Here is a 22,423-nt window from a genome sequence, read left to right on the forward strand (position 1 = left end):
GTGATCGAAGGCAGCGTGTTGTCTGTCTTCGGTTGCATGGTTTAAAAGGCACGCGCGCCGCAAGGTCCGCGTGCTTTTTCGTTTGCGGATCCCGTTTGCCGATTCCCATTGTTCGGAGAGACTGCCGTGACCTCTGTGCCCCGTTCGTTCGACGACGCATGGCGCCGCTGGATCGCTGAAAATCTGCTGCTCGATGCACCGTCACCCGCGTTGCATGGTGCGCTGGTCGGCCACGGTTTCGACGCGGCCGATGCCACGCGAGAAATCGACGCGGCGCTCGCGAGTCCTTATTTTCACGGTGCAACGCGTCTGCGCAATCGTTTGCGTAAGCGCGAATGGATTTTGTCGGTGTACGGCGAGCTCAATCGTATGCGTGCGGCGAGCGGTGTAATCGAACGACGCGAACGCTTATCGCGCGACGCGTTCTTTGAGCAGTACTACTTTCAGAACCGGCCGGTGATCATCACCGGCGCATTCGATTTCTGGCCTGCGCGTTCGCTGTGGAATTGGGACTACCTCCGCGAGCGGTGCGGCGATCGCGAAGTGGAAGTGCAATTCGGCCGCGAATCGGACGCGAACTACGAAATCAATCAGCCCAGGCTCAGGCGCACGATGCGCTTTGCCGACTATGTCGACCTCGTCGAGCAGAGCGGGCCGACTAACGATTTCTACATGACCGCCAATAACACCTCGCACAATCGCGCAGCGCTCGCGGCGTTATGGTCCGACGTGCCGCCAATCGATGAATATCTCGACGCCGCATCGCTCGACACCGGTTTCTTCTGGATGGGACCGGCTGGAACCAAGACGCCGTTTCACCACGACCTGACCAACAACTTCATGGCGCAGGTGATCGGCCGCAAACAGATCAAACTCGTGCCGCTGTCGGACACGCCGTTTATGGCGAACCATCTGCATTGCTATTCGCAAGTGGACGGCGCGGCGATCGACTACGACAGCTTCCCGTCGATGCGGCAAGCGCAGTTGATCGAATGCACGCTCGCCCCCGGCGAATTGCTGTTTCTGCCGATCGGCTGGTGGCATTACGTGGAAGGACTCGACGCATCGGTGACGATGACGTTCACCAATTTTCTGCGTAGTAACGAGTTCTCGCGTCACTACGATACGTATCACGAACTGTGACGCGCCGATGATGCGAGCGCGGCTCTTCGGCGCTGCGTCGTTAGAGTGCGACTCACGCAGCCAGACGCGCCGATAAAAAAACAGCGAGCCGGTTGCCCGGCTCGCCGCCCCCCTTCGACGCCTGTTTTTATCGCGTCGTTATGTGCAGTCGTTGTTCTTGTTCGTCACTTCTTTGAAGCGATGCCGCCTAGACCGCCGAGCAAGCCGCCGCCGGTCGTGCCGCCGGCGGACGTTGCAGCGCCGCTCAAGGTGCCGGTGACGGTGGTCAACAGGCCGGTGATCGGTGCGAGCGGGTTGCTGGTTCCGCCGCTGCTACCCGATCCCGTGGCCGAGCCCAGCGCGCCGGTCAGCGTCGACACGACCGAGGTCACCGGTGCGAGCGGATTGCCACTGCTGCCCGTCGCGCCGCCCAATGCGCCCGTGACCGAGCTCACGACGCCGGTGAGCGGCCCAAGCGGACTGCCCGAACCCGCTCCACCGAGACCGCCGGTCAAGGTGCTGACCACATTGGTCAACGGCGCGAGCGGGCCGCCGGCGCCGCTGCCGCCCGTCAGGCCGCCGCTCAAGGTGCCGGGCAGCGCGGTGAGGATGCTGGTCAACGGTGCGAGCGGCGAGCCCGTGCCGCCGCCGCCCGGATTCAGAATGCCTGTGATGCCGCCGAGCGGATTGCCGCTGCCGGAGCCGCCCGCCGTCAGGAGGCCGCCCGCGGACGTGACCGTGTCGCCGAGCTTGGTGACGACATTGCCGAGATTCTCACCGATCGGATTGCCGGTCGCGCCGCTGAGTTTGCCGCCGGCGCTGCCGAGGCCATGGCCGACCGTCGAGAGCAGGCCGTTTAGCGGTGCGCCGAGACCGGTCGTGTCGCCGACGGTTTGCGTCGTCTGCGCGAGCGTGCTCGTGATCGGCGTGATCGCGGTGCTGACCGTCTGCGTGACTTGCTGGATCGGGCCGTTCGTCAACTGCGAGCCGAGTTGCGTACCCAGGCCGCTGACGGCGTTGCCGACCGTCGAGACCGCGCTGCCCAGTGGCGTGGTCAACGGACTGAGCGGCGCGGTGGGTCCGCTGCCGAGACTCGTCACGAGTTGGCCGGCGCTGTTGACGGACTGGCCTGCGTTGTAGACCAGGTTGCCGCTGCTGGCGAGCGTCGTGCCGAGCGGATCGGTGGAATTGCCCAACTGGCCCAGGCCGTTCGCCACGCCCGTGCCGACCGCGGTCACGCCGTTGCCGAGATTCGACACGACATTGCCGAGCGCCGTGGTGGTTGCCGGATTCGTGCCGGGAATCGGCGTGAGGCCGATCTGGCTGCCGACGGCGGAGACGGTTTGACCGACGGCGGTGACGACGTTGCCGCTGTTTTGCACGACGACGCCGACGGGGTTGGCGCTGGTGGGCGTTGGAGTCGGCGTGGGCGTCGGTGTCGGCGTTGGTGTGGGAGTCGGCGTCGGCGTAGGTGTGGGCGTAGGCGTCGGTGTGGGAGTCGGCGTGCCGCCGCCCGCTCCGCTCCCTACGCTCGGCCTGTTCAAGGTGCTTCCGCATCCCGTCAGGACGATCATCGACGTGACGCACATGGCGATCGCCGTCAGTTTGAATTTGCGATTCATGGTCTGCTCCCCCGTAGTTTGGTCATTACTTGGGGGAACTAACTGCAAGGCCTATGCCATTTCTATTTTTCTAGCCGTTGCATGAAATAAACGTATATGAATCAATGTGTTGGCGGTATAGGATCTGCGGACGGCCACGCTTCATTCAACCGATGTGTCGCGGAACACCTCAGCGCACAGCCCATGCGTAACGTAACGCAGGGCTAGTGTGTTTCGTATGCCGCCGCACGCAAGGACGCAGCAGCGGGGCGCTTTCGCATCAGATCTTCAAACGCCGCAGAACCTTCGGACCGACCAGCGCGATCAACGCGGAACAGACCGCCACCACCGACAGCCCGATCGGCAAACTGGTCACCTGGGTCACCGCGCCGATGATCACCGGCCCGAGCAGCAGCCCGAAGTACGCCAACCCGGCAACATGCGCGAGTCCTTCCGCCGGATGAATGCCTTTGACGCTCGCCGCCGCCGCGAACAGCACAGGCATCATGTTCGCGAGCCCAAGACCCATCAGCGTGAAGCCGATCAGCGCCGCAACCGCATTCGGCAGCAGCAGCGCGCCGACCATCCCGACGCAGGCGAGCGTCGCGCTTGCCATCACCAGTTGCGGTGCGCCGAAGCGGGCGCGCACGGCGTCGCCGCCGAACCGCGCGGCCGCCATGCCGCCCGAGAACGCCGCGTAGGCCGCGCTCGCGAGGGCGGGCGTGGCCAGTACGACGTCGCGCATATAGACAGTGGCCCAGTCGTACATCGCGCCTTCGGCGATCAGCGCGACCAGCGCCATCGCGCCGAGCGCCCACAACGCTGGCGAGCGCCAGCGATTCGCGCGCGGCGTGGCGGAGTCGGGATGATCGGCATGCGGCACGTGCGGCAGCACGGAAGGACAGGCGGCGAGCAGCACAAGCGCGCTGACCGAGGCAGCCAGCGCGAGATGCACCGCCGGCGCCATGCCGCGCGACAGCAGCGCCCCGCCGACCGCCGCACCGAACATCCCCCCGACGCTGAACATGCCGTGCAACGACGACATGATCGGCTTGCCGAGCGCTTTCTCGACGGCGCTCGCTTCGGCGTTCATCGCGACATCCAGCGTGGCCATGCCCGCGCCGAAGGTGGCCAGTACGACCAGCAGCATCCAGTAAGCGGGCACGACCAAAATCAGTGCCGCGCACACCGCCATCACCAGGCCGCCGGCGAGACAGGCGCGGCGCGTGCCGACCCGCGCGATCCACGAAGCATTGGCCGCCATCGCGCCGATCGAGCCGCCGGCGACGGCCAGCAACGCGAACGAGAGCAGCGCCGCGTTCAGGTGAAAACGGTCGCGCACCGTCGGCACGTGCACGCCCCACGACGCGTACATCATGCCGGCAATGAAGAACACCGCCATCGTGGCGAGACGGGCCCGCTGCCGGGCGGTATCGGAGAGGTCGCTGTGAGCGGCGGGAAGGGTGGCGAATTCGGAGGAGCGGTCTGACACGGAAATCTCGAGGAGGGGTGACGCGCGAGAAAGCGCGTTGAAAGCGAATTTCCGATTCTAACGAAGCATGCTGTCTTATGCTTGGAAGGCGGAATCCGCATATTGGCGATTATTCAGTTCGGAGGCGCCAGCGTTGTGCGGTCTGCTTACCGGTGTTTGTGATTCGCCGCTTATCTATCGAGGAACGCGCACTTGAATATTCCCGCTCACGCTCCGCTGCATCTGCTGCATACAGCCGCTGTCGGCACGCTCGCCACTCACGCGCGCCAGCCGGAAGGTTTCCCTTATCCGTCCGTGCTGCCGTTCGCGCCGGACTTGCAGCATCGTCCGACGATCCTCGTGAGCCGGCTCGCCGAGCATACCCATAACCTGCACGCCGACCCGCGCGCCGGTTTTCTGGCCGTCGACGCCCCCGACGGCGACGTGCTGAGCGGCCAGCGTGTCACCTTGCTCGGCAGCTTCGAACCGGTCGACTCGACGCCCGAGGTGGTGCAACGTTATTTGCGCTATCACCCCGACGCGGAGCGCTATCTCGTACTCGGCGACTTCACTTTCTGGGCGATGAGGGTCGAGCGGCTGCGTTATATCGGCGGTTTCGGCGCAATGGGGTGGCTTGCCGGCGATGAACTCGATCCATTGCCGCCACTCGGTTTCGATGAAGAGAACGCGGTTATCGCGCAATTCCCCGCTCAGTCCGGCAGTAAGGGCGAGTTTCAGCTGCTCGGCGTCGATCGATATGGCGTGGATCTGAAACTGAACGGCGAACGCAGACGTTTTCCCTTCGACGATGCCAAAACCAATACTGAAACCTTGCGTGCAGCGCTAGAAGATTGCATGCAGCGCTACATGAGTTAGATTTTTTGCCGTTCTTCGGGGAAACCACTCATGCGTAATAACCGCGCAGGCGGTCTGTCGCAATATGTTACGACGTTTCATGTTAAAGCTCTCATGGCATGAAATGTTGGTGTCAAATCGAGATCTTAAATTTCATTTTTTGATAGTTAATCCAATGATTACTCATGCTAACTGCGTTTTTCAGCAAAAAGCGAAATCAGCTATCTGAAAGGAAGTGATGTAGCCCGGTGCCAGCTGGAAATTTTTTGAAACGAATTCGGATTAATTTTGCGCCCTCGCTTTTGTAATCTTTCTATTTTGTGTTAATCTCGCCATCAAATTCCGAGGCATGATCCACCTTCAAAGGGCAAGCTGGCTTAAGACTGGCAGTCATTTATCCAAACCACAAAGGGAACCTATGTCTTCCTACAAGGAACTACTCGCCCAGCGCGAGAAGCTCGAAAAGCAGATCGAAGAAGCAAAGTCGCGCGAATATGCTGAAGTGTTGAATGAAATCAAGCAGAAAATGACCGACTACGGCATTTCTCTAACTGAACTCGGTGGCGGTCGTGCTGCCAAGGGTGCTAAAGCCGCGCGTCCGCGCGCAGGTGTCGCACCGAAGTATCGCGACCCGGATAGCGGCAGCACGTGGTCGGGCCGCGGCAAGCCGCCGCGCTGGATCGCCGGTCTGGATCGCGAGAAGTTTCTGATCGAGAAGTAATGATTTGGCCGGCAGCTTTTGCGCCCGCTTTTTGCAGGCTGCTTTGCCAGCAACTAATGCTTCTGGTCATTAAGTCATACGAATAGCTTCAATCAGATGCAGTTATAGCGTCTGCCGTAGCGAAAGAGAACCGCGTGCCGTCGAGGACGCGGTTTTTTTATTGCCACGATCAATGTCATGGTTTTTGTCGCATCAACACCAGTCAACTGGAACGCGAATGCTTTTCGTTTAGATAAGCGGCTGATTTAAAAGGAATTTTTTAGGCGGCTCCTGCGCGTTTCGAGATGCGCCGGGTAGAATGCAAGAAGTGACCTTTCATTCCACTTCTCAGATGCCTGCCGCTGCCGCCACCGAATTCGCCGAAAAACATCGCATTGCGCGCAAAAGTACCTTTGTCAGTATTGCGCTCAATACGGTGTTGATGACGCTGCAAATCGGCATCGGTGTGTTTGCGCACTCGCAGGCATTGGTCGCCGACGGTGTCCATTCCCTCGCCGATCTGATTTCCGATTTTGTCGTGCTGATTGCCAATCGGCACAGCGGCGCAAAGCCCGACGCGGATCACAATTACGGGCATAGTCGCTATGAAACCGTGGCGTCGTTATTTTTGGGCACGCTTCTAATCGCGGTGGGCTGCGGCATGCTATGGCGAGCCGGAACGCGTCTCGCCGATTTGCAGAACATTCCTGCTGTGCATATGAGCGCGCTCGCGGTCGCGGTGCTGGTTCTGATTTCCAAAGAGAGTCTGTTTCGCTACATGCTGCGGGAGGCGCAACGCGTGCGTTCCGCCATGTTGATCGCCAATGCCTGGCACGCGCGCTCCGACGCGGCGTCGTCGCTGGTGGTCGCGATCGGTATTGTCGGCAGCCTCGCCGGCGTGCGGCTGCTCGATCCGATTGCCGCGGCGATCGTCGGCTTCATGGTCGCGCGCATGGGCTGGATGTTCGGCTGGGACGCGTTGCAGGATCTCTCCGACCGCGCGCTCGACGACGCCGCCACCGCCGACATGCGCGCGCTGCTGCTCTCAACGCCCGGCGTGCGCGACGTGCACGAAATGCGCACGCGCAAGATGGGCGACTTCGCGCTCGTCGACGCGCACATTCTCGTCGATCCGCTGATCTCGGTATCGGAAGGGCACTACATCGCCGAGTCCGCGCGTCTGCGCGTTCTGACGGACAACCGCGTGCTCGACGCGCTGATTCATGTCGATCCCGAGAACGATGCGCTTGCGCGTCCGCCCTTCGATCTGCCAACTCGCGAGCGGGTGATTGCAGAGGTGAATGCCGCGTTGGCGTCTCACGGCGTGAAGGCGGCGGCGGTGAATATTCACTACCTGAGCACGGGGCTGGATGTCGAAGTTGTGCTGCCGGATGCGTTGTCGTCGCGCGTGCTGGACGGCGAGACGCAACGGCTCGGGCAGGTGGATCTGGCGGCGCTCAAGGCTCGCCTGGGCGCGCGCAGAGTGGAACTGCTACAGGCGTTGGATGTGGCGTCCGCCGCGCAAGCCGATCCGGAGACGCTCGGTGCAGAGGGCGGCGTGGCCATTGAAGAACGCACGAAGGCGACGGAACCCCACAGCGCTACTTGATTTAATTCCTGCAGCGCCGCGCGAGCATGCACGCTGGCGCGTGGCGTCGTTGAGCCATCAACGGCTCAAAGCGGCAGCTGCGTATCGAATTTGATCTCGCGCAGCACCACGCTCGTGCGAACCTGCGCGACGGCGGGAATCTTGAAGATACGCTCGTGCAGAAAGCTGTCGTAAGCCTTGATGTCCGGCGCGACGATTTTGAGGATGTAGTCCGATTCGCCGGTCGTGCTGTAGCACTCCGTGACTTCCGGACAGGTGGCGATTTCCCGCTCGAACTGTTCCACGCCGCCTTCGGTGTGCCGCGTGAGATGAATATGCGCGAGGGCGCACACGTGCAGCCCGAGCTTTTCCCGGTCCAGTAGCGCCGTGTAGCGCTGGATGACCCCCGACTGTTCCATGTCCTTGATGCGTCGCCAGCATGGCGTGCTCGACAGGCCGACCTGGTCGGAAATTTCTTGCACCGAGCGGCGTGCGTCGAGCTGCAATAGGCGCAGGATTTTTTGAGAGAACGTATCGAGTGTCAACTGCGCCTCCGTTTGCGTCGCCGTATCAACGCATGGTAGAGGGCGCGAAAACGAAACGCAATGTAAAACGGGTTCGACGAGGGAGATTACCTAATTTGCCGGTTCCTCGGTGGTGTTTTGTCCTGTGCCGTCCCCATCTTTACCCGCTGCCAACGTGATCGCCTGACTTGCGCGCAGATCCTTCAACATGTTGCAGAAAAGCGCGCCTTGTTCGATCGCGTCGTCCAGCGCGACATGGGTATGCGGATGTTCGTCGAACCAGTGTTTGGGAAAACGCGGCTTGATGTTCTTGCGGTACGGCAGGCCGGTCATGGCGAAGGCCAGCGTCTTGATATCGAGCGCCGACCAGGAAAACGGACACCGGCCGACGAACCGCATCATGTACCAGAACATATAAGTGAAGTCGAAGCCGGCCGGCATCGCCACGAACACGGGTTTGCCCGGCAAGGCTTCCACCCAGTCGACATACGCCGTCAATGCGGCCACCGGCGTCTGCAGATCCTTGCGGCACGCTTCCCATGCTTCGGGCTGGGTCTTCCACCACGCTTCCTGCACGGGATGCGCCGTGGCGCCGTCGAGCAACTCGAGGTTTGCCGAGAAGGTGGCGATCAACCGCTTGTCTTCGGTGTAAGCGGCGGAGGCGAAACTGAGCATGGAGTGTGGGCCGGGAATCGGACCGTCCGCTTCGACATCGGTGCTCACGTAGATTTCGCTGCTCATGCCTCGACTCCGTCGGCGACGTACGGATTGGTGCGGCGTTCGGCGCCGAACGTCGAAGTGGGACCGTGGCCCGGAACGAAGGTGATGTCGTCGCCGAGCGGCCAAAGTTTTTCGCGGATCGAGCGCACCAGATCCGCGTGATTGCCGCGCGGAAAATCCGTGCGCCCAATCGAGCCGGCGAACAGCACGTCGCCCACCAGCGCCAGCCGATGCGCGCGGCTGAAGAACACCACATGGCCCGGCGTATGGCCCGGGCAGTGATAGACCTCGAGCGTTTCGTCGCCGAACTGCACACTCTCGCCATTCTGCAACCAGCGATCCGGTTCGAACGCTTCGGCGGCCGGAAAGCCGAAGCGCGTGCTTTGATCCGGCAGCTTGTCCAGCCAGAAGCTTTCGTCGGGATGCGGGCCTTCAATCGGCACGCCGTAGTGCGTGGCCAGCGTCTTCGCGCCCGCGCAGTGATCGATGTGGCCGTGCGTCAGAAAAACTTTCTCGACCGTCACGTTCTGCCGCGCGATTTCGCCCTGGATGATGTCGAGGTCGCCGCCCGGATCGACGACGGCCGCGCGCCCGGTTGCCTCGCAAACGAGCAGCGAACTGTTCTGCTGGAACGGCGTGACGGGGATCAAGGTGACTTTCATGGATGACGGCGCCGCTGGAAAAACGTTGATTGTACCGGCCTCTCGTCCACGTTCGCCGAGGGCGCTGGAGCCGCGGCGCAGAGGGCTTCGGGCTGCTTATTCTTGCAGCAGGAGTGAAAATTCATCAAGGTTTTCAGTCGCTTGCCAACCCGGAATTCTGTTTTGGGTATAATGCACCCCATGCACAGGGAACTGTGCGTGCCACAAGGCGGTGCGTCCCCATCAAAAATGGGCACGCGGATCGCCACTCAAGTATGGGCTGTCGCACTTTTGGGCGGCCATCAAGTATCGATGCTTTCGATGCACACGTCTTGCCCAGCCAGGCGCCGCGCGCCTGCTACGGACTTAACTGCCGTGACGCTGGGTGGGGCCTACGCCGCCGTTCCTGCGCGCTGAGTTTCGCGCGCAAGAACGTGTTTGCCACGTTCGATGGCGGCATGTGGGGTCTGGTCAGGCTGCCGGGGACAGGTTGCGCCAGACGTGAAAATTAACCGTGCGGTAGCGGCTGAGTGAGTCGCATCCGGGCTTTGACGTTCTGCGCTTGTCTGCGCGGCGCGTTGTCGTCCATTGCCGCCGGAGTCGCAGGCAACACGCTCAACTTTCGCGTGATGCGGCTCGACAATGTGATTGCACGTCTTATGAAAACTCGGTTATCCCGTGGTCTGGGGACTCTTTTTGCCTTTTTTGTGCTGGCCGGTTGCGCCACGCCTCCGGGCGCCGGCAACACGTCGGATAGCGGCGTACCGCAGAGCACGAAATTGACGCAGGCGGGTTCCTTCGGACCGCAAGCTTTCGGCAGCGCGCCGGCCTCCGACGCGACCGCCCAAGGCTCGTCGCTGGCCGATGCAAAGCCTCTTACCGATGAAGGTTCCGGCGTTTCGGACTTTCATCAGACCGGTCGCGCTTCGTGGTACGGCCGTGGCTTCCATGGCCGCCGTACCGCCAACGGCGAACGCTACGACATGCACGCGCTGACCGCGGCGCATCGTACGTTGCCGCTCGGCTCCTATGTGCGCGTGACCAATCCGGCCACGTCGCGCTCGGTGGTCGTGCGTATCAACGACCGTGGTCCGTATGCGCGTGGCCGCGTGATCGATCTGTCCATGGCCGCGGCGGCTGTTCTCAACATGCGCCATGCCGGTACGGCGCGGGTGGAGATCGAAGGTCTGACGCAGCAGGAAGCACGCGACGCGCGTAATGAAATGCTGGCGTCGAATTCGGATTCGACCGCCCAGAAGTGACATGACGGCGGCGAGCGCGGCTAGGGCGCGCTCCTCGTAACGCCGCGTCGGCGGCCTCACGGGTTGTGTCCGCAGAAGAACGGAGGGCCGCATTGCGCGGCCCTTTTCGTTTGTTTGTCAGCTTTACTCTTCGTCTTCTTTCTTCAGCGCCAGCGCGCGCGTGTACAGCGCGTTGCGCGACGCTCCGGTGATGGCCGCCGCCACTTTGGCCGCGCTGCTCACCGTCAACTCCTCCAGCAGAATGCCTAGCAGAGCGTCGTGATCGCGTTCGCCTGCGGCTTCCGGCTGCGCGCCTTCCACCACCAGCACGAATTCGCCGCGTTGCCGGTTCGGATCGGCGGCGAGCCACGTTGGCCCTTCGGCCAGGGTGCCACAGTGCAGCGCTTCATGTAACTTCGTCAATTCCCGTGCGATGAGCAGCTTGCGCTCGCCGCCGAATGCGTCGGCCAGCGCCTGCACCGTTTCGACGATGCGGTGCGGCGCTTCGTAGAACACCATCGCGTGAGGATGGGTCGCGAGCGGCTGCAGCGTCGCGGCGCGGGCTTTTGCCTTCGGCGGCAGGAAGCCGAGGAACGAGAACGTCGCGACCCAGTCGCCGGCCACGCTCAGCGCGGTCGCGAGCGCGCTCGCGCCGGGCAGCGGGATGACGGGAAAGCCGGCTTCACGGACCGCGTCGACGAGTTTCGCGCCGGGGTCCGAGATGCCCGGCGTGCCCGCATCGGACACGTAGGCCACGCGTTCGCCCGCTTGCAGATGCTCGATCAGACGCAGGGCCGCCGCCCGTTCGTTGTGCTGATGCACGGCGACGAGCGGCTTCGAGATGCCATAACGCGCGAGCAGTTGGCCCGTGTTGCGGGTGTCTTCGGCGGCGATGCGGTCCACCAGTCCTAGCACATGCAACGCGCGCAGCGTGACGTCCGCGATGTTGCCGATCGGCGTGGCCACCACATACAGCGCGGCAGTGGGGTACTGCTGCCCTTGCGCGAGTTCGGAGAGGGGAGTCATGAGGCAGAAGACACAAACAGACGGAACGAGGCCGCCATTGTGCCACGCAGTGTCACGCGATCCGCGCGGCGGGCCGGCCGTGAGCGCGGCGGCGCCGAGCGGCGCCTTCACGACGCCCCACAACTTTTCGGGACTCGTCGGGTCCAAACTCGTCGGCGCGGCTTTCGAGTTGCGTGCGCAGGAATTTTTGCAGCGCCAACGTTTGCGGTTCGTCGCGCGCAATGTGTCGTGCCGCGGCGGCGAGATCGATCTGGTAATGCGCGAACGTGACGGCGCGCTGGTGTTCGTCGAAGTCCGCGCGCGTGCGCAGCGGCGCTACGGCGGCGCGGCGGCGAGTATCGGCTGGCAGAAGAAGCAGCGTATCGTACGCGCCGCGCAGCATTTTCTGGTAACGCATGCCTCGCGGTGGCGCGATCAACCCGCTTGCCGTTTCGACGTGATCGCGTTCGAAGGCGGCCGGCTCGTGTGGTTGCGCGATGCGTTCCGTGCCGACGAAGTCTGACGCCAGGCGCGGAGAACACGCGTGAGTGCGATAAACTTGCGCTCGCGTGCAGCGCCACGGGGCAACGCCGACAACGCAGCAAGCAGTGCAATAAGCGATGGATTGCGTGCCTGCACCGTGTTGCCGGCCAGGTTCATCGAAGCGGCACGACTTCGCAATACGACTTCACAACACGGCCGCGCAGTGCGGCCCATTCGCGGTAGAAGATAGAGACTCGATGTCAGTCGAACGCATTCAACAACACTTCCGCGACAGCGCGGCAGTCAAACTCGAAGCCCTCGAAACACTGGCGATGCCGATCGCCGCTGCGATCGACACGATGTTCGCCGCGCTGGCCAACGGCAATCGCATTCTCGCGTGCGGCAACGGCGGCTCGGCGGCCGACGCGCAACACTTCGCCGCCGAACTGATGGGCCGCTTCGAGCGCGAGCGGCCCGGCTTGCCGGCGGTCGCGCTGACCACAGACACCTCGGTGTTGACCGCCATCGCCAACGACTATTCGTTCGAGCAGATTTTCTCGAAGCAGGTATGGGCGCTCGGCCAGCCAGGCGACGTGCTGCTGGCAATCACCACGTCCGGCAATTCCGCCAACGTGCTCGCCGCAATCGAGGCCGCGCATGAGCGCGAAATGATCGTAGTCGCGCTGACCGGCAAAGGCGGCGGACGCATGCAGGAAGTATTGAGCGATACCGATATCCATGTGTGCGTGCCGTCGGATCGCACCGCACGTATTCAGGAAGTGCATTTGCTGACCATCCATTGTCTGTGCGACGGCATCGATGCCATGTTGCTGGGCGAAGACTGAGACTGAGACTGATTCCGAAGGAGAGCTAGTTGATGAGCGTATTCCGCGTCAAGAAGACACTGGTGAGAACCGTGCTGGTGGTTGGGTTCGCGGCGGGGCTGTCCGCAACGTTGCAAGGTTGCTTTCTCGCCGTTGCCGGCGCGGCGGGCGGCAGCGCGCTGGTCGCGACCGACCGGCGCACGCTCGGCGCGCAGACCGAGGACCGCGAGTTGCAGGTGAAGGCGCTCTCGCAGATCAGCCAGAACTTGCCCGACAATGCGCACGTCAACGTGGCGGTGTTCAATCGTCGCGTGCTGCTGACCGGTGAAGTGGCGGGGGACGTGTCGAAGCAACGCGCGGAGACCATCGTGCGTGGCCTGAACAACGTCAGCACGATCGTCAACGAACTGACCATCATGCCGGCCAGCTCGTTCTCGTCGCGCACCAATGACACCTACCTCGAAACGCGTGTGAAGACCGCGCTGATCGCCGAGAAGAACATTTCGGCGAACAACTTCAAAGTGGTGGCCGAGCGTGGCTCGGTGTATCTGATGGGCCTCGTCACCATGGACGAAGGCAATCGTGGCGCCGACGTCGCGAGCCGTGTGCCGGGCGTGGTGCAGGTCGTGAAGGTGTTCCAGTACATTCAGCCGGCGGAAGCCGCGGCGGCTGCCGCCGCAGCGGGGACGGCGCCCGCAGCGGCGGCTTCGCAACCGGACGCGAGCGCGCCGACCGTCGGCGCTATTCCTGATTCGTCGGTGAGTTCGCGGCCGCTCGAACAGCAGGCGCCCGCGCCGGTCACCAATTCGAACGCCGTGCATCCAGGTAACCCGAAGGCGACGACGCCATGATGCGCGGTGTTGCCTCGGTGATCAGCGCGCTGATGTTCGGTGCGCTGGCGCTTGCCGTTGTGCCAACTGCGCGTGCCGCCGATGCGCCGCGCGGTCAGCTGGTCGCCAACGCAAATGCTTGCATGGGATGTCATGCAGTGGATCGCAAACTGGTCGGCCCGTCGTTCCAGCAGATCGCCGCGAAGTACAAGGGCGATGCGCAAGCGCCGGCGAAATTGTCGCGCAAGGTGAAGGACGGCGGCTCCGGCGTGTGGGGCATGATTCCGATGCCCGCGCATCAGTCGATGAGCGATGCGGATATTCGTGCAGTGGTGGATTGGGTGCTTGCGGGTGCGCCTTCCAGGTGATGGCTTATTGCCGTTTTGCTGGCTCTGGCGGGCTTGGCAAAACGGAAAATGCTTGTGCTAGAATTGTTTGCACGTTGGGGGGGTAGCTCAGCTGGGAGAGCGTCGCGTTCGCAATGCGAAGGTCGGGAGTTCGATCCTCCTCCTCTCCACCAATAAGATTTGTTGTCACGCGAAAACCGGCTAACGCCGGTTTTCGCGTTTCTGTCCCGAGCTATTCGCACTAACCCGCTCTGCTCCCCAAACCATGTCCCGCTTAAGCGCCACCCACCCAGGCACGGCGCTCAAACAGAAAAACACGTTCAAAACCTATCCCACCCATCATCCGCACCGACGGCGCCCGCAGCCGTCGCCAACGCGGCACCCGGCGCGACACCCAACGCAACACCCGGCACAACCGTAGCCCGCGCAACCCGCCGCACAGGCGCAACAACCCGCTCCTGCCGCGCCGTCTCCTTCCGCAAAGGCGCCGCCGAAACAAACGCCCCCACATCACCACCATTCAAAATCTGAAAGAACGCCACTGCCTCATTCAACTGCTGCCCCTGATCTTCCATCGACCGTGAAGCCGCCGCCGCTTCTTCGACCAAAGCGGCATTCTGTTGCGTGACATTGTCCATCTGCGTGATCGCGAGATTGACCTGCTCGATGCCGCGGCTTTGCTCACTCGATGCCGCCGCGATCTCCGACATGATGTCCGTCACCCGCGCCACCGCCTGGGTGACTTCGGCCATCGTCTTGCCCGCTTCGCCGGCAAGCGCCGAACCGTCGCGGATCTTCTCCACCGAGGTGGCAATCAGATCCTTGATCTCCTTGGCCGCGCTCGATGAGCGCTGCGCCAGGCTTCTGACTTCGCTCGCCACCACCGCGAAACCGCGGCCCTGCTCACCGGCGCGCGCAGCCTCGACGGCAGCGTTGAGCGCGAGAATGTTGGTCTGAAAAGCAATACCTTCGATGATGCCCGTGATGTCCGCGATCTTGGTCGAGCTATCGCTGATGTCGTGCATCGTGTTCACCACCTGGCCGACCACCTCGCTGCCTTTCTGCGCGACCGACGATGCGTTGGTGGCCAGCATGCTGCCTTGCTGCGCGTTGTCGGCGTTCTGCTTCACCGTCGAGGTGAGTTCCTCCATGCTCGACGCCGTCTCCTGCAGCGAGGCCGCTTGCTGCTCGGTCCGCTGGCTCAGATCCATGTTGCCCGCGGCGATCTCGCGCGCCGCGCCCGCGATGCTCGTGCTGCTGTCGCGCACGCGTCCGACGATCGTCGTCAGCCGTTCGTTCATCTCGCGCAGGGCACCCAGCAGCTTGCTGGTTTCATCGTTGCCGTCGACCACGATGCGCGTGCGCAGATCGCCTTCCGACACGGTGCGCGCGACGTCGATCGCCTGGCGCAGCGGTCCGGTCACCGCGCGCGTGATCAGCACGCAAGCGCCGATTGCGAGCGCCACCGCGATCAGGCTGATCGCTATCAGCAGATTGCGCTGGTTCTCGTAGTGCGCCGCGTAGTCGTTGATCATCTGCTCCTGACGCGTATGCGTGTAGTCGGCATACGCGTTGGTCGCGCGAATCAGCGCGGCGAGCAACGGCCGGCATTGATCGTCCATCTTGACGATCGCCTCGTCGCGCTTGTTGGTCAGCGCGAGATTGACGATGTCGGTGGCGACGGGTCCATACGAAGCCTCCACCCGATTGATCTCGGCGACGAGACTGCGCGCTTTCTCCGACGTGTCGGTAGCGGTCGCGATCATGTCGTTGAGTTTCTTCAAATCGGTTTGCACGTCTTCGTGCGCGCGCAGCACATCGGCTTTCTCTATTTCGAGGTCCTGCGGCTTGGTCACTAGCACGAGATTGCGCGCGGCGATCGCCCGGCGGTCAACCGCGGTTCGCACCTGCACCGCCATGTCCGCGCGTGCATTGATGCCGTGCACGAAGCTGGAAAAACCATCGGTTGAGTCGCTGAGCGCCTTCAGGGAAAGCCCGCAAACCGCGACGACGATAAGAGACAGCATGCCGAAACCGGCAATGAGTTTTGCTTTGATGGTGAGGTGTTTCAATGTCACGATTTTTTTCTCCAATAACGAAACGTAGATGCGTTCGCAATGGACTCTCAGGTCCGGGCATGGGAGCGTCTATGTGACCGCCGTACATCGCGGCGGCCCCGCGCGGTCTATCCCTTCGGTGTCTTTCGTCGATGCAGGAGCGCAGCGCATCGGCGTAGGGCACAAAATGGGTATCCCATTTACCGGATATCGGTTCGCACACTCGAGTACTGAAGGAAAAACCGGGTATATCTCTAGAAGGCTTGCACGCGATGACCGAGGAAAATGGAATCTCTCGGCAAATGAATATATTTGAGCGCGTGATGAGAACATTGCATCGAGAGCGAGGGTGGACAGTCGCTTGAAACAGGTCGCCGTTCCCCATCGGTCTCGCCATGCCGGCGGCGCCCGCCGCAGCGCGTCGTCTGGTACGCTACCGCTTCACGGTACGCGCCGGTCCGGACGCGGCCCTCTTCTTCACGCGCGTAGGCCAGCGCATGTTCGAACGAAAAGCCCATGGTGACGCGCCGACCGAACGTCATGATTGCGATCAGTATCGTGCTGGCCAGTGCGATTCTTGCGATCGCCGTGTGGGTGCTGGCACAGATGCGCGACGACGCATTGCGGCGCGCCCAGGATTCGGTCTTCAACGTGTCGCTGCTGGTCGAGCGCGACGTGTCGCGCAATCTGGAGATTTACGATCTGTCGCTGCGCGCGGTGATCGACGGTCTGAAACAGCCCGGCGTGCTGGAGCTGGATCCGGCCATCCGCCAGATGGTGTTGTTCGACGGCTCGGCGAGCGCCAAAGACATGGGCTCGATCCTCGTGACCGACGAAGCCGGCAACATCAGGTTCGACTCGCAGGCCACGCCGCCACGCCACGTCAATCTCGCCGATCGTGATTACTTCAAGGTGCAGCGGGACTCGCCCAACGTCGGTCTGTACATCAGCCATCCATTCGTGCCGAAGGTCAGCGGCAAGGAAGTCAGCATCGCGCTGAGCCGGCGCATCACGCGGCCGGATGGCAGTTTCGGCGGGGTGGTGGCCGGCACCATGCGGCTCACCTATTTCCGCAGCCTGTTCGCCGGCATGCATCTCGGCGCCGGCGGTTCGATGGCACTGATGCTGAGCGACGGCACGATGCTGATGCGGCGCCCGTTCGATCCGAAAATCATCGGTATCAATCTGACCGGCACCGCCAACTACTCGCGCTTCACCCAGCAGCCGAGCGGGGACTTCTTCGGGACGGCGGCGATCGACGGCGTCGAGCGCTGGTACGCGTTCCGTCATATCGACATGTATCCGCTGATCCTCGACGTTGCGCTGTCCACGCGCGATATCTACGTGGAATGGCGGCACCGCGCGTGGATCATCGGCTCGCTGATCGCCGCGCTCGACGTCACGATCATCGCGCTGGCGGTCCTGTTCTCGCACCAGTTGCGGCATCGCCGCGCGGCCGAAGAGGAGTTGCGCGTGCTGGCGCGCACCGACGGGCTGACCGGCCTGAACAATCGCCGCACCTTCGAGGAACACGCGGAAGACGAGTGGCGTCGCGCGCAGCGCAACGCGTGGCCGCTGTCGATGCTGCTGATCGACGTCGACAGTTTCAAGGGTTTCAACGACCTGTACGGCCATTCCGCGGGCGACGATGCGCTCACGGCCGTGGCCCGCTGCATCGCGCAGAGCGTGCGGCGTCCGGGTGACACGGCGGCGCGCTACGGCGGCGAAGAGTTCGCCGTGCTGCTGCCGGACACCGACGAAACCGGTGCAGCTTTCATCGCCGAGAAGATTCGCGCGGCGGTTCAGGCGCTTCAGCTTCGCCACGTGGCGAGCTCGCACCATGTGCTGACCGTGAGCATCGGCATCGCCACCACGCGAGGCCAGGCATTCGCGACGAGCCGCGCCCTCCTGAACGCCGCCGACGACGCGCTATACGAAGCCAAAGATACGGGCCGCAATCGCGTGCTGAGCTATCGCACCGTGACGCACACTTCGCCCCTGGGCGGCGCCACGGTGACACCCGGCACCGAAGCGCGCAACTCCGTCTAAGAACGTCGCGTAAATTTACCCGGGTAATATCTTGCATTTGAATTTAACCCGGATATAATTCGACAAATTCTTCATTTGGAGTTTGTCATGACCGTCCATCCGCCCACCTGCACCGCGTTCGAAGGCCATCGCCGCATCGCCTCCGGCGCTTTGCCCGACGTGGCGCTCGCGGTGAGAGAAGTGCTGGCGCGCGGCGAACAGGCGCCGGTTCTGGTCTTCGACGACGTCACCAGCCGGCCGGTCGAATTCGATTTGCGCGGCACGCCCGACGAGATCGTCGCGCGGTTAGCGAGCCAGGATGACGGCGCCCAAACCGCTAACGCCTCCGACGACGCCGCAGAGGACACGCCACGCGGCCGTGGCCGGCCCAAGCTCGGTGTGGTGGCGAGAGAAATCACGTTGTTGCCGCGCCATTGGGATTGGCTCAATGGACAGTCGGGCGGCGCATCGGTCGCGCTGCGCAAACTGGTCGACGCGGCGCGCGTGGCCGGCGAGAACAAGGACCGTCAGCGCGCGGCGCAGGAAGCCGTGTATCGCTTCATGACCGCGCTGGCCGGCAATCTGCCGCGCTATGAAGATGCGACCCGCGCGCTTTACGCCGACGACCGTCCGCGTTTCGACGAGATCGTCGCGGCATGGCCGCAGGACGTGCGCGATTACACCTTGCGACTCGCGAAGACCGCTTTCGCGACGCACGCGTAAAGGCAAGCAACTCGCAGCGCCGTTGCAAGCGGTGCCAGCACCGGATCGCACAGACAAAAAAAACCGCTCACGCCGGGGAAGCGTGAGCGGAAAGTCGGAGAGTTACAACAACATCGCATGCGCCTACTCATGGAGGTCGACGCAGCAAAACAAGTCTAAGAGCTTGCCCCTATAGCTATACATCAGACGAATCCGAAACTTGTCTCCGATAGTCTGCCCGCAGGGCGTTTCGCGCCCGGGTCGCGTGCGCTAAGCATTGCTTACAACATCCTGTCCCGGTTATTCCTGACATTTCCGTCATCAAGTCTCTGTCATGGCCGCCGTAAATAAGGTGGGAGCGTCGCTACGTATCCGACAGATCGCGATATGTTCGCGACGGCGTGGCGGCTTGAGCGTCCCGTCGTGACTCGTGAAGGATGGTGAAATGAAGTGGTTCGACCGCATGCCTGTGTTCAGGAAACTGCTGCTGGCGTTTGCCGTGGTGATTGGTTTTTGCGTCGTGATCGGCGCGACGTCGCTGAGTACGCTGTCGTCGATGCACGGCATCACCGACGCCATCTGCGATAAACACATGGACGGCCTGTACTGGATGGAAGAGGCGAACCGTCACAAGATCGATTCCGATCTGGCCGCCGCGAATCTCGGCTACGCCGTCGACGACGCCGGCCGTCAAAAGTTGAAGGACAGCATTGTCGGCTCGCTCAAGGAGATGCACGCGGGTTACGACCAGTATCGCGCGACGATCGAGACGAGCAAGGGCCAGGAAATGTTCGACGACGTGCTGCGCAAGTCGGCGGTGTGGGAAGGCATCGTGCATCAGCAGATCGGCCTCGAGCCGATTCCGGCGGGCGTCGACAACAACGAACTCGTGCGCCGCGCGATTGCGTCGAGCGAGGCGCTGCGCGATCGCATCACGGCGTTGATCGACTATCGCCGTCAGCAAGCCAACGACGCGCAAGCGGAAGCGTCCACCGGCTATCTGCACATGCGCATCGTCATGAGCGCGCTGGTGCTGGGCGCGATCGTCGCGGGCATGCTGCTCGCCATGGTGATCGCGCGTCGTCTGGCCGGGCAGCTCGGCGGCGAACCGGATTACGCGATGCAGATCGCTAACCGCATCGCGGGCGGTGATTTGAGCGTGCGAGTCGAAACGCGCACCGGCGACTCTCACAGCTTGCTGTTTGCGTTGCGCAACATGCGCGAACGGTTGGCCGGCATCGTGTCGGGCATCAGCGAGTCGAGCGAATCGATTTTGATGGCGTCGGGCGAAATCGCGCAGGGCAATACCGATCTGTCGCAGCGCACTGAAGAACAGGCCGCCGCGCTGCAGGAAACCGCGTCGAGCATGCAGGAGCTGACATCGACGGTGAAGATGAACGCCGAGAACGCGCAGCAAGCGGGCGGCGTGGCGCACGGCGCGTCGGAAGTCGCGGCGCGCGGCAGCCACCTCGTCGGCGACGTGGTCGAAACGATGCGCGAGTTGGCAGCCGGCTCGAAGCGCATGACGGACATCATCGCGGTGATCGAAGGGATCGCGTTCCAGACCAACATCCTCGCGCTGAACGCGGCGGTGGAAGCAGCGCGTGCCGGCGAACAAGGACGCGGCTTCGCCGTCGTGGCGGGCGAAGTGCGCTCGCTCGCGCAGCGCAGCGCGGTGTCGGCGAAGGAGATCAAGGAGCTGATCGAAAGCTCGACGGCACGCGTGGGCAGCGGTGCCGAACTCGCCGAGCGGGCCGGACAGACCATGGCCGAAGTCACGCACGCGGTGAAACGGGTGACCGACATCATGGGCGAGATTTCGTCGGCGTCGCAGGAGCAAAGCACCGGCATCGAAGAGGTCAATCGCGCCGTCGCGCAAATGGACGACGTGACCCAGCAGAACGCGGCGCTGGTTGAGCAGGCGGCGGCCGCGGCGGCGTCGATGGCGGATCAGGCGAGGCAGTTGCAGGCGGCTGTGACGGTGTTTTCTCTGGAAGCGCGGCGCGGCTAAGGGCGCCGATGATGGTCATGGGCGCGCTGGATCGCGCCAGGGTTGCCGGCGAGCGCGTTACGCGCGCCGCTGCATGCGACATGCTGTCCAGCATCGTTAGAGAGCTTTGACTCTGGTGCTGCAAGCAATGCGGCCACGCGGCCAGGCGGCACCGACAACACACGTCGGTTTCCAGCGCCGCAAGCAACCCGGCCGGCGCCACGCCATCTACCGCGGCATCCAAGCACGGTTTTGCCGCGCATTTCCCCGAGCTTGCCAGGCCCAATGGCACTCCGTACACTCGCGCCTAATTCCTGGGCGGCGCTTTGTTCCGGCGCCGCGCCACCATACATAGCGCCGAACAGAGGAGAACCCCCGCCATGGCCGATTCCTACTTCCCCCGCTGGCGTGCCCAGTCCGCGGCCGCCGAGGGCCGCATCGTCGGTACCGACGAGCGTCTCGCGTGGCCGCAGATGTTCGCGATGGGCGTGCAACACGTCGTCGCGATGTTCGGCTCGACGGTGCTCGCGCCGTTGCTGATGGGCTTCGATCCGAACCTGTGCATCTTCATGTCGGGCATCGGCACGCTGTTGTTCTTCGTGCTGGTAGGCGGCCGCGTGCCGAGCTATCTCGGTTCGAGCTTCGCGTTCATCGGTCTCGTAATCGCGGTCACGGGCTACGGCGGCCACGGCCCGAACCTGAACATCCCGGTTGCGCTGGGCGGGATCATCGCGTGCGGCGTGGTGTACGCGATCATCGGGCTGATCGTGTCGGCGGTCGGCACCAAATGGATCGAGACACTGATGCCGCCGGTGGTGACGGGCGCGATTGTCTGCGTGATCGGTTTGAATCTGGCGCCGATCGCGGTGCACGGCGTGAGCGGCAGCAACTTCGATTCGTGGATGGCGCTCGTCACCGTGCTGTGCGTCGGCGCGGTCGCGGTGTTCGCACGCGGCATGCTGCAGCGTCTGCTGATTCTGGTCGGCCTGCTGATGGCGTATGTGATCTATGCGATCGTCACGAACGGTCTTGGCATGGGTAAGCCGATCGATTTCGCCATCGTCGCGAACGCCGCGTGGTTCGGCATGCCGCACTTCACGGCGCCGGTGTTCAACCTGCAGGCGATGACCTTGCTCGCGCCGATCGCCGTGATTCTGGTGGCGGAGAACCTTGGGCATATCAAGGCGGTGAGCGCGATGACGGGCCAGAATCTGGACCGTTACGTCGGCCGCGCATTTCTCGGCGACGGACTCGCGACGATCGTCTCCGGCTTTGCCGGCGGCACGGGTGTCACGACGTATGCCGAGAATATCGGCGTGATGGCCGTCACCAAGATCTATTCGACGCTGGTTTTCGTGATTGCCGCGTTGATCGCGCTGGTGCTGGGTTTTTCGCCGAAGTTCGGCGCGGTGATCCAGACCATTCCGGGGCCGGTGCTGGGCGGCGTGTCGATCGTCGTGTTCGGGCTGATCGCCGTGACCGGCGCGCGCATCTGGGTCGTCAACAAGGTGGACTTCTCCGATAACCGTAATCTGATCGTGGCCGCGGTCACGCTCGTGCTCGGCGCCGGCGATTTCTCGTTGAAGCTCGGCGGCTTCGGTCTCGGCGGTATCGGCACCGCGACGTTCGGCGCGATCATTCTCTACGCGCTCCTGAGAAGGAAGCCGGCGCAAGGTCCGGTGGCGTGAATTTTC

At 63.0% G+C, this 22,423-nt stretch carries 20 protein-coding genes and 1 tRNA gene; 14 read left to right on the top strand and 7 right to left on the bottom strand.

The features are described from left to right. The first annotated feature begins 126 nt into the window (after positions 1–126). Complete coding sequence (locus PQR54_RS02155) at positions 127–1,143, top strand: cupin-like domain-containing protein (protein ID WP_408243874.1); 1,017 nt, start codon at positions 127–129, stop codon at positions 1,141–1,143. 164 nt (positions 1,144–1,307) lie between these two features. On the opposite strand, the gene PQR54_RS02160 is transcribed toward PQR54_RS02155, so the two are convergent. Together PQR54_RS02160 and PQR54_RS02165 are read right to left on the bottom strand one after the other, a co-directional pair. Further along, positions 1,308–2,744 carry a collagen-like triple helix repeat-containing protein gene (locus tag PQR54_RS02160; RefSeq protein ID WP_408243875.1) on the bottom strand — a complete coding sequence of 479 codons (1,437 nt, stop codon included), beginning with the start codon at positions 2,742–2,744 and terminating at the stop codon, positions 1,308–1,310. A 259-nt stretch (positions 2,745–3,003) separates the two neighbouring features. Next, a complete protein-coding gene (locus PQR54_RS02165) occupies positions 3,004–4,215 on the bottom strand; it encodes an MFS transporter (protein ID WP_408243876.1) in 1,212 nt (403 codons plus the stop codon). Positions 4,216–4,407: 192 nt separating this feature from the next. On the opposite strand from PQR54_RS02165, the gene PQR54_RS02170 reads away from it, so the two are divergent. The 3 genes from PQR54_RS02170 (at position 4,408) to PQR54_RS02180 (ending at position 7,358) form a co-directional block, all read left to right on the top strand. After that, positions 4,408–5,070, top strand: coding sequence for a HugZ family pyridoxamine 5'-phosphate oxidase (locus PQR54_RS02170; RefSeq protein WP_408243877.1), 663 nt, complete (start codon positions 4,408–4,410; stop codon positions 5,068–5,070). A 397-nt stretch (positions 5,071–5,467) separates the two neighbouring features. Then, on the top strand, positions 5,468–5,770 hold the full coding sequence (locus PQR54_RS02175; protein WP_106283886.1) for an H-NS histone family protein: 303 nt from the start codon (positions 5,468–5,470) through the stop codon (positions 5,768–5,770). A 331-nt stretch (positions 5,771–6,101) separates the two neighbouring features. Next, positions 6,102–7,358 carry a cation diffusion facilitator family transporter gene (locus PQR54_RS02180; protein WP_408244242.1) on the top strand — a complete coding sequence of 419 codons (1,257 nt, stop codon included), beginning with the start codon at positions 6,102–6,104 and terminating at the stop codon, positions 7,356–7,358. A 65-nt stretch (positions 7,359–7,423) separates the two neighbouring features. Here PQR54_RS02180 and PQR54_RS02185 read toward each other — a convergent pair whose 3' ends face one another. The 3 genes from PQR54_RS02185 to PQR54_RS02195 form a co-directional block, all read right to left on the bottom strand. Beyond that, positions 7,424–7,882, bottom strand: a complete 459-nt coding sequence (locus tag PQR54_RS02185) for an Lrp/AsnC family transcriptional regulator (RefSeq protein WP_012431468.1) — start codon at positions 7,880–7,882, stop codon at positions 7,424–7,426. 90 nt (positions 7,883–7,972) lie between these two features. Further along, on the bottom strand, positions 7,973–8,602 hold the full coding sequence (locus PQR54_RS02190; protein ID WP_408243878.1) for a 3'-5' exonuclease family protein: 630 nt from the start codon (positions 8,600–8,602) through the stop codon (positions 7,973–7,975). Next, entirely contained in the window at positions 8,599–9,243 is a 645-nt protein-coding gene (locus PQR54_RS02195; RefSeq protein WP_408243879.1) for an MBL fold metallo-hydrolase, read from the bottom strand. Before PQR54_RS02195 ends, PQR54_RS02190 begins: the two co-directional genes overlap by 4 nt. A 638-nt stretch (positions 9,244–9,881) precedes the next feature. Between PQR54_RS02195 and PQR54_RS02200 the strand changes: the two genes are divergently transcribed. Continuing rightward, positions 9,882–10,484 carry a septal ring lytic transglycosylase RlpA family protein gene (locus PQR54_RS02200; protein WP_408243880.1) on the top strand — a complete coding sequence of 201 codons (603 nt, stop codon included), beginning with the start codon at positions 9,882–9,884 and terminating at the stop codon, positions 10,482–10,484. A gap of 123 nt (positions 10,485–10,607) precedes the next feature. On the opposite strand, the gene rsmI is transcribed toward PQR54_RS02200, so the two are convergent. Next, positions 10,608–11,489: a 16S rRNA (cytidine(1402)-2'-O)-methyltransferase gene (rsmI, locus tag PQR54_RS02205; protein ID WP_408243881.1), complete on the bottom strand. Its 882-nt coding sequence runs from the start codon at positions 11,487–11,489 to the stop codon at positions 10,608–10,610. Here rsmI and PQR54_RS02210 point away from each other — a divergent pair. The 5 genes from PQR54_RS02210 to PQR54_RS02230 all read left to right on the top strand — a co-directional run bounded on the left by PQR54_RS02210 (position 11,488) and on the right by PQR54_RS02230 (position 14,125). Then, positions 11,488–11,991 (top strand): YraN family protein, encoded by a 504-nt coding sequence (locus PQR54_RS02210; RefSeq protein ID WP_408243882.1) that lies wholly within the window; start codon positions 11,488–11,490, stop codon positions 11,989–11,991. The two genes, rsmI and PQR54_RS02210, sit on opposite strands and share 2 nt — an antisense overlap. 217 nt (positions 11,992–12,208) lie before the next feature. After that, positions 12,209–12,796 (top strand): phosphoheptose isomerase, encoded by a 588-nt coding sequence (locus tag PQR54_RS02215; RefSeq protein ID WP_408243883.1) that lies wholly within the window; start codon positions 12,209–12,211, stop codon positions 12,794–12,796. 32 nt (positions 12,797–12,828) lie between these two features. Continuing rightward, a complete protein-coding gene (locus PQR54_RS02220) occupies positions 12,829–13,626 on the top strand; it encodes a BON domain-containing protein (protein WP_408243884.1) in 798 nt (265 codons plus the stop codon). Next, positions 13,623–13,973, top strand: coding sequence for a c-type cytochrome (locus PQR54_RS02225; RefSeq protein WP_408243885.1), 351 nt, complete (start codon positions 13,623–13,625; stop codon positions 13,971–13,973). Before PQR54_RS02220 ends, PQR54_RS02225 begins: the two co-directional genes overlap by 4 nt. 76 nt (positions 13,974–14,049) lie before the next feature. Beyond that, positions 14,050–14,125, top strand: a tRNA-Ala gene (locus tag PQR54_RS02230). Between the two features lie 147 nt (positions 14,126–14,272). Here PQR54_RS02230 and PQR54_RS02235 read toward each other — a convergent pair. Next, entirely contained in the window at positions 14,273–15,979 is a 1,707-nt protein-coding gene (locus PQR54_RS02235) for a methyl-accepting chemotaxis protein (protein WP_408244243.1), read from the bottom strand. A gap of 546 nt (positions 15,980–16,525) precedes the next feature. Between PQR54_RS02235 and PQR54_RS02240 the strand changes: the two genes are divergently transcribed. The 4 genes from PQR54_RS02240 (at position 16,526) to PQR54_RS02255 (ending at position 22,417) form a co-directional block, all read left to right on the top strand. Further along, a complete protein-coding gene (locus PQR54_RS02240; protein WP_408243886.1) occupies positions 16,526–18,058 on the top strand; it encodes a sensor domain-containing diguanylate cyclase in 1,533 nt (510 codons plus the stop codon). Between the two features lie 87 nt (positions 18,059–18,145). Continuing rightward, positions 18,146–18,760, top strand: a complete 615-nt coding sequence (locus tag PQR54_RS02245) for a DUF2239 family protein (protein WP_408243887.1) — start codon at positions 18,146–18,148, stop codon at positions 18,758–18,760. 424 nt (positions 18,761–19,184) lie between these two features. Beyond that, the gene (locus PQR54_RS02250; RefSeq protein WP_408243888.1) at positions 19,185–20,750 is read left to right on the top strand and encodes a methyl-accepting chemotaxis protein; all 1,566 of its coding nucleotides are present in this window, start codon (positions 19,185–19,187) and stop codon (positions 20,748–20,750) included. A 359-nt stretch (positions 20,751–21,109) separates the two neighbouring features. Then, positions 21,110–22,417 carry a solute carrier family 23 protein gene (locus PQR54_RS02255; RefSeq protein WP_408243889.1) on the top strand — a complete coding sequence of 436 codons (1,308 nt, stop codon included), beginning with the start codon at positions 21,110–21,112 and terminating at the stop codon, positions 22,415–22,417. Positions 22,418–22,423: the final 6 nt, after the last annotated feature.

It is taken from the genome of Paraburkholderia phytofirmans (genome assembly GCF_046028095.1).
In the GTDB taxonomy this organism is placed as follows: domain Bacteria; phylum Pseudomonadota; class Gammaproteobacteria; order Burkholderiales; family Burkholderiaceae; genus Paraburkholderia; species Paraburkholderia phytofirmans_A.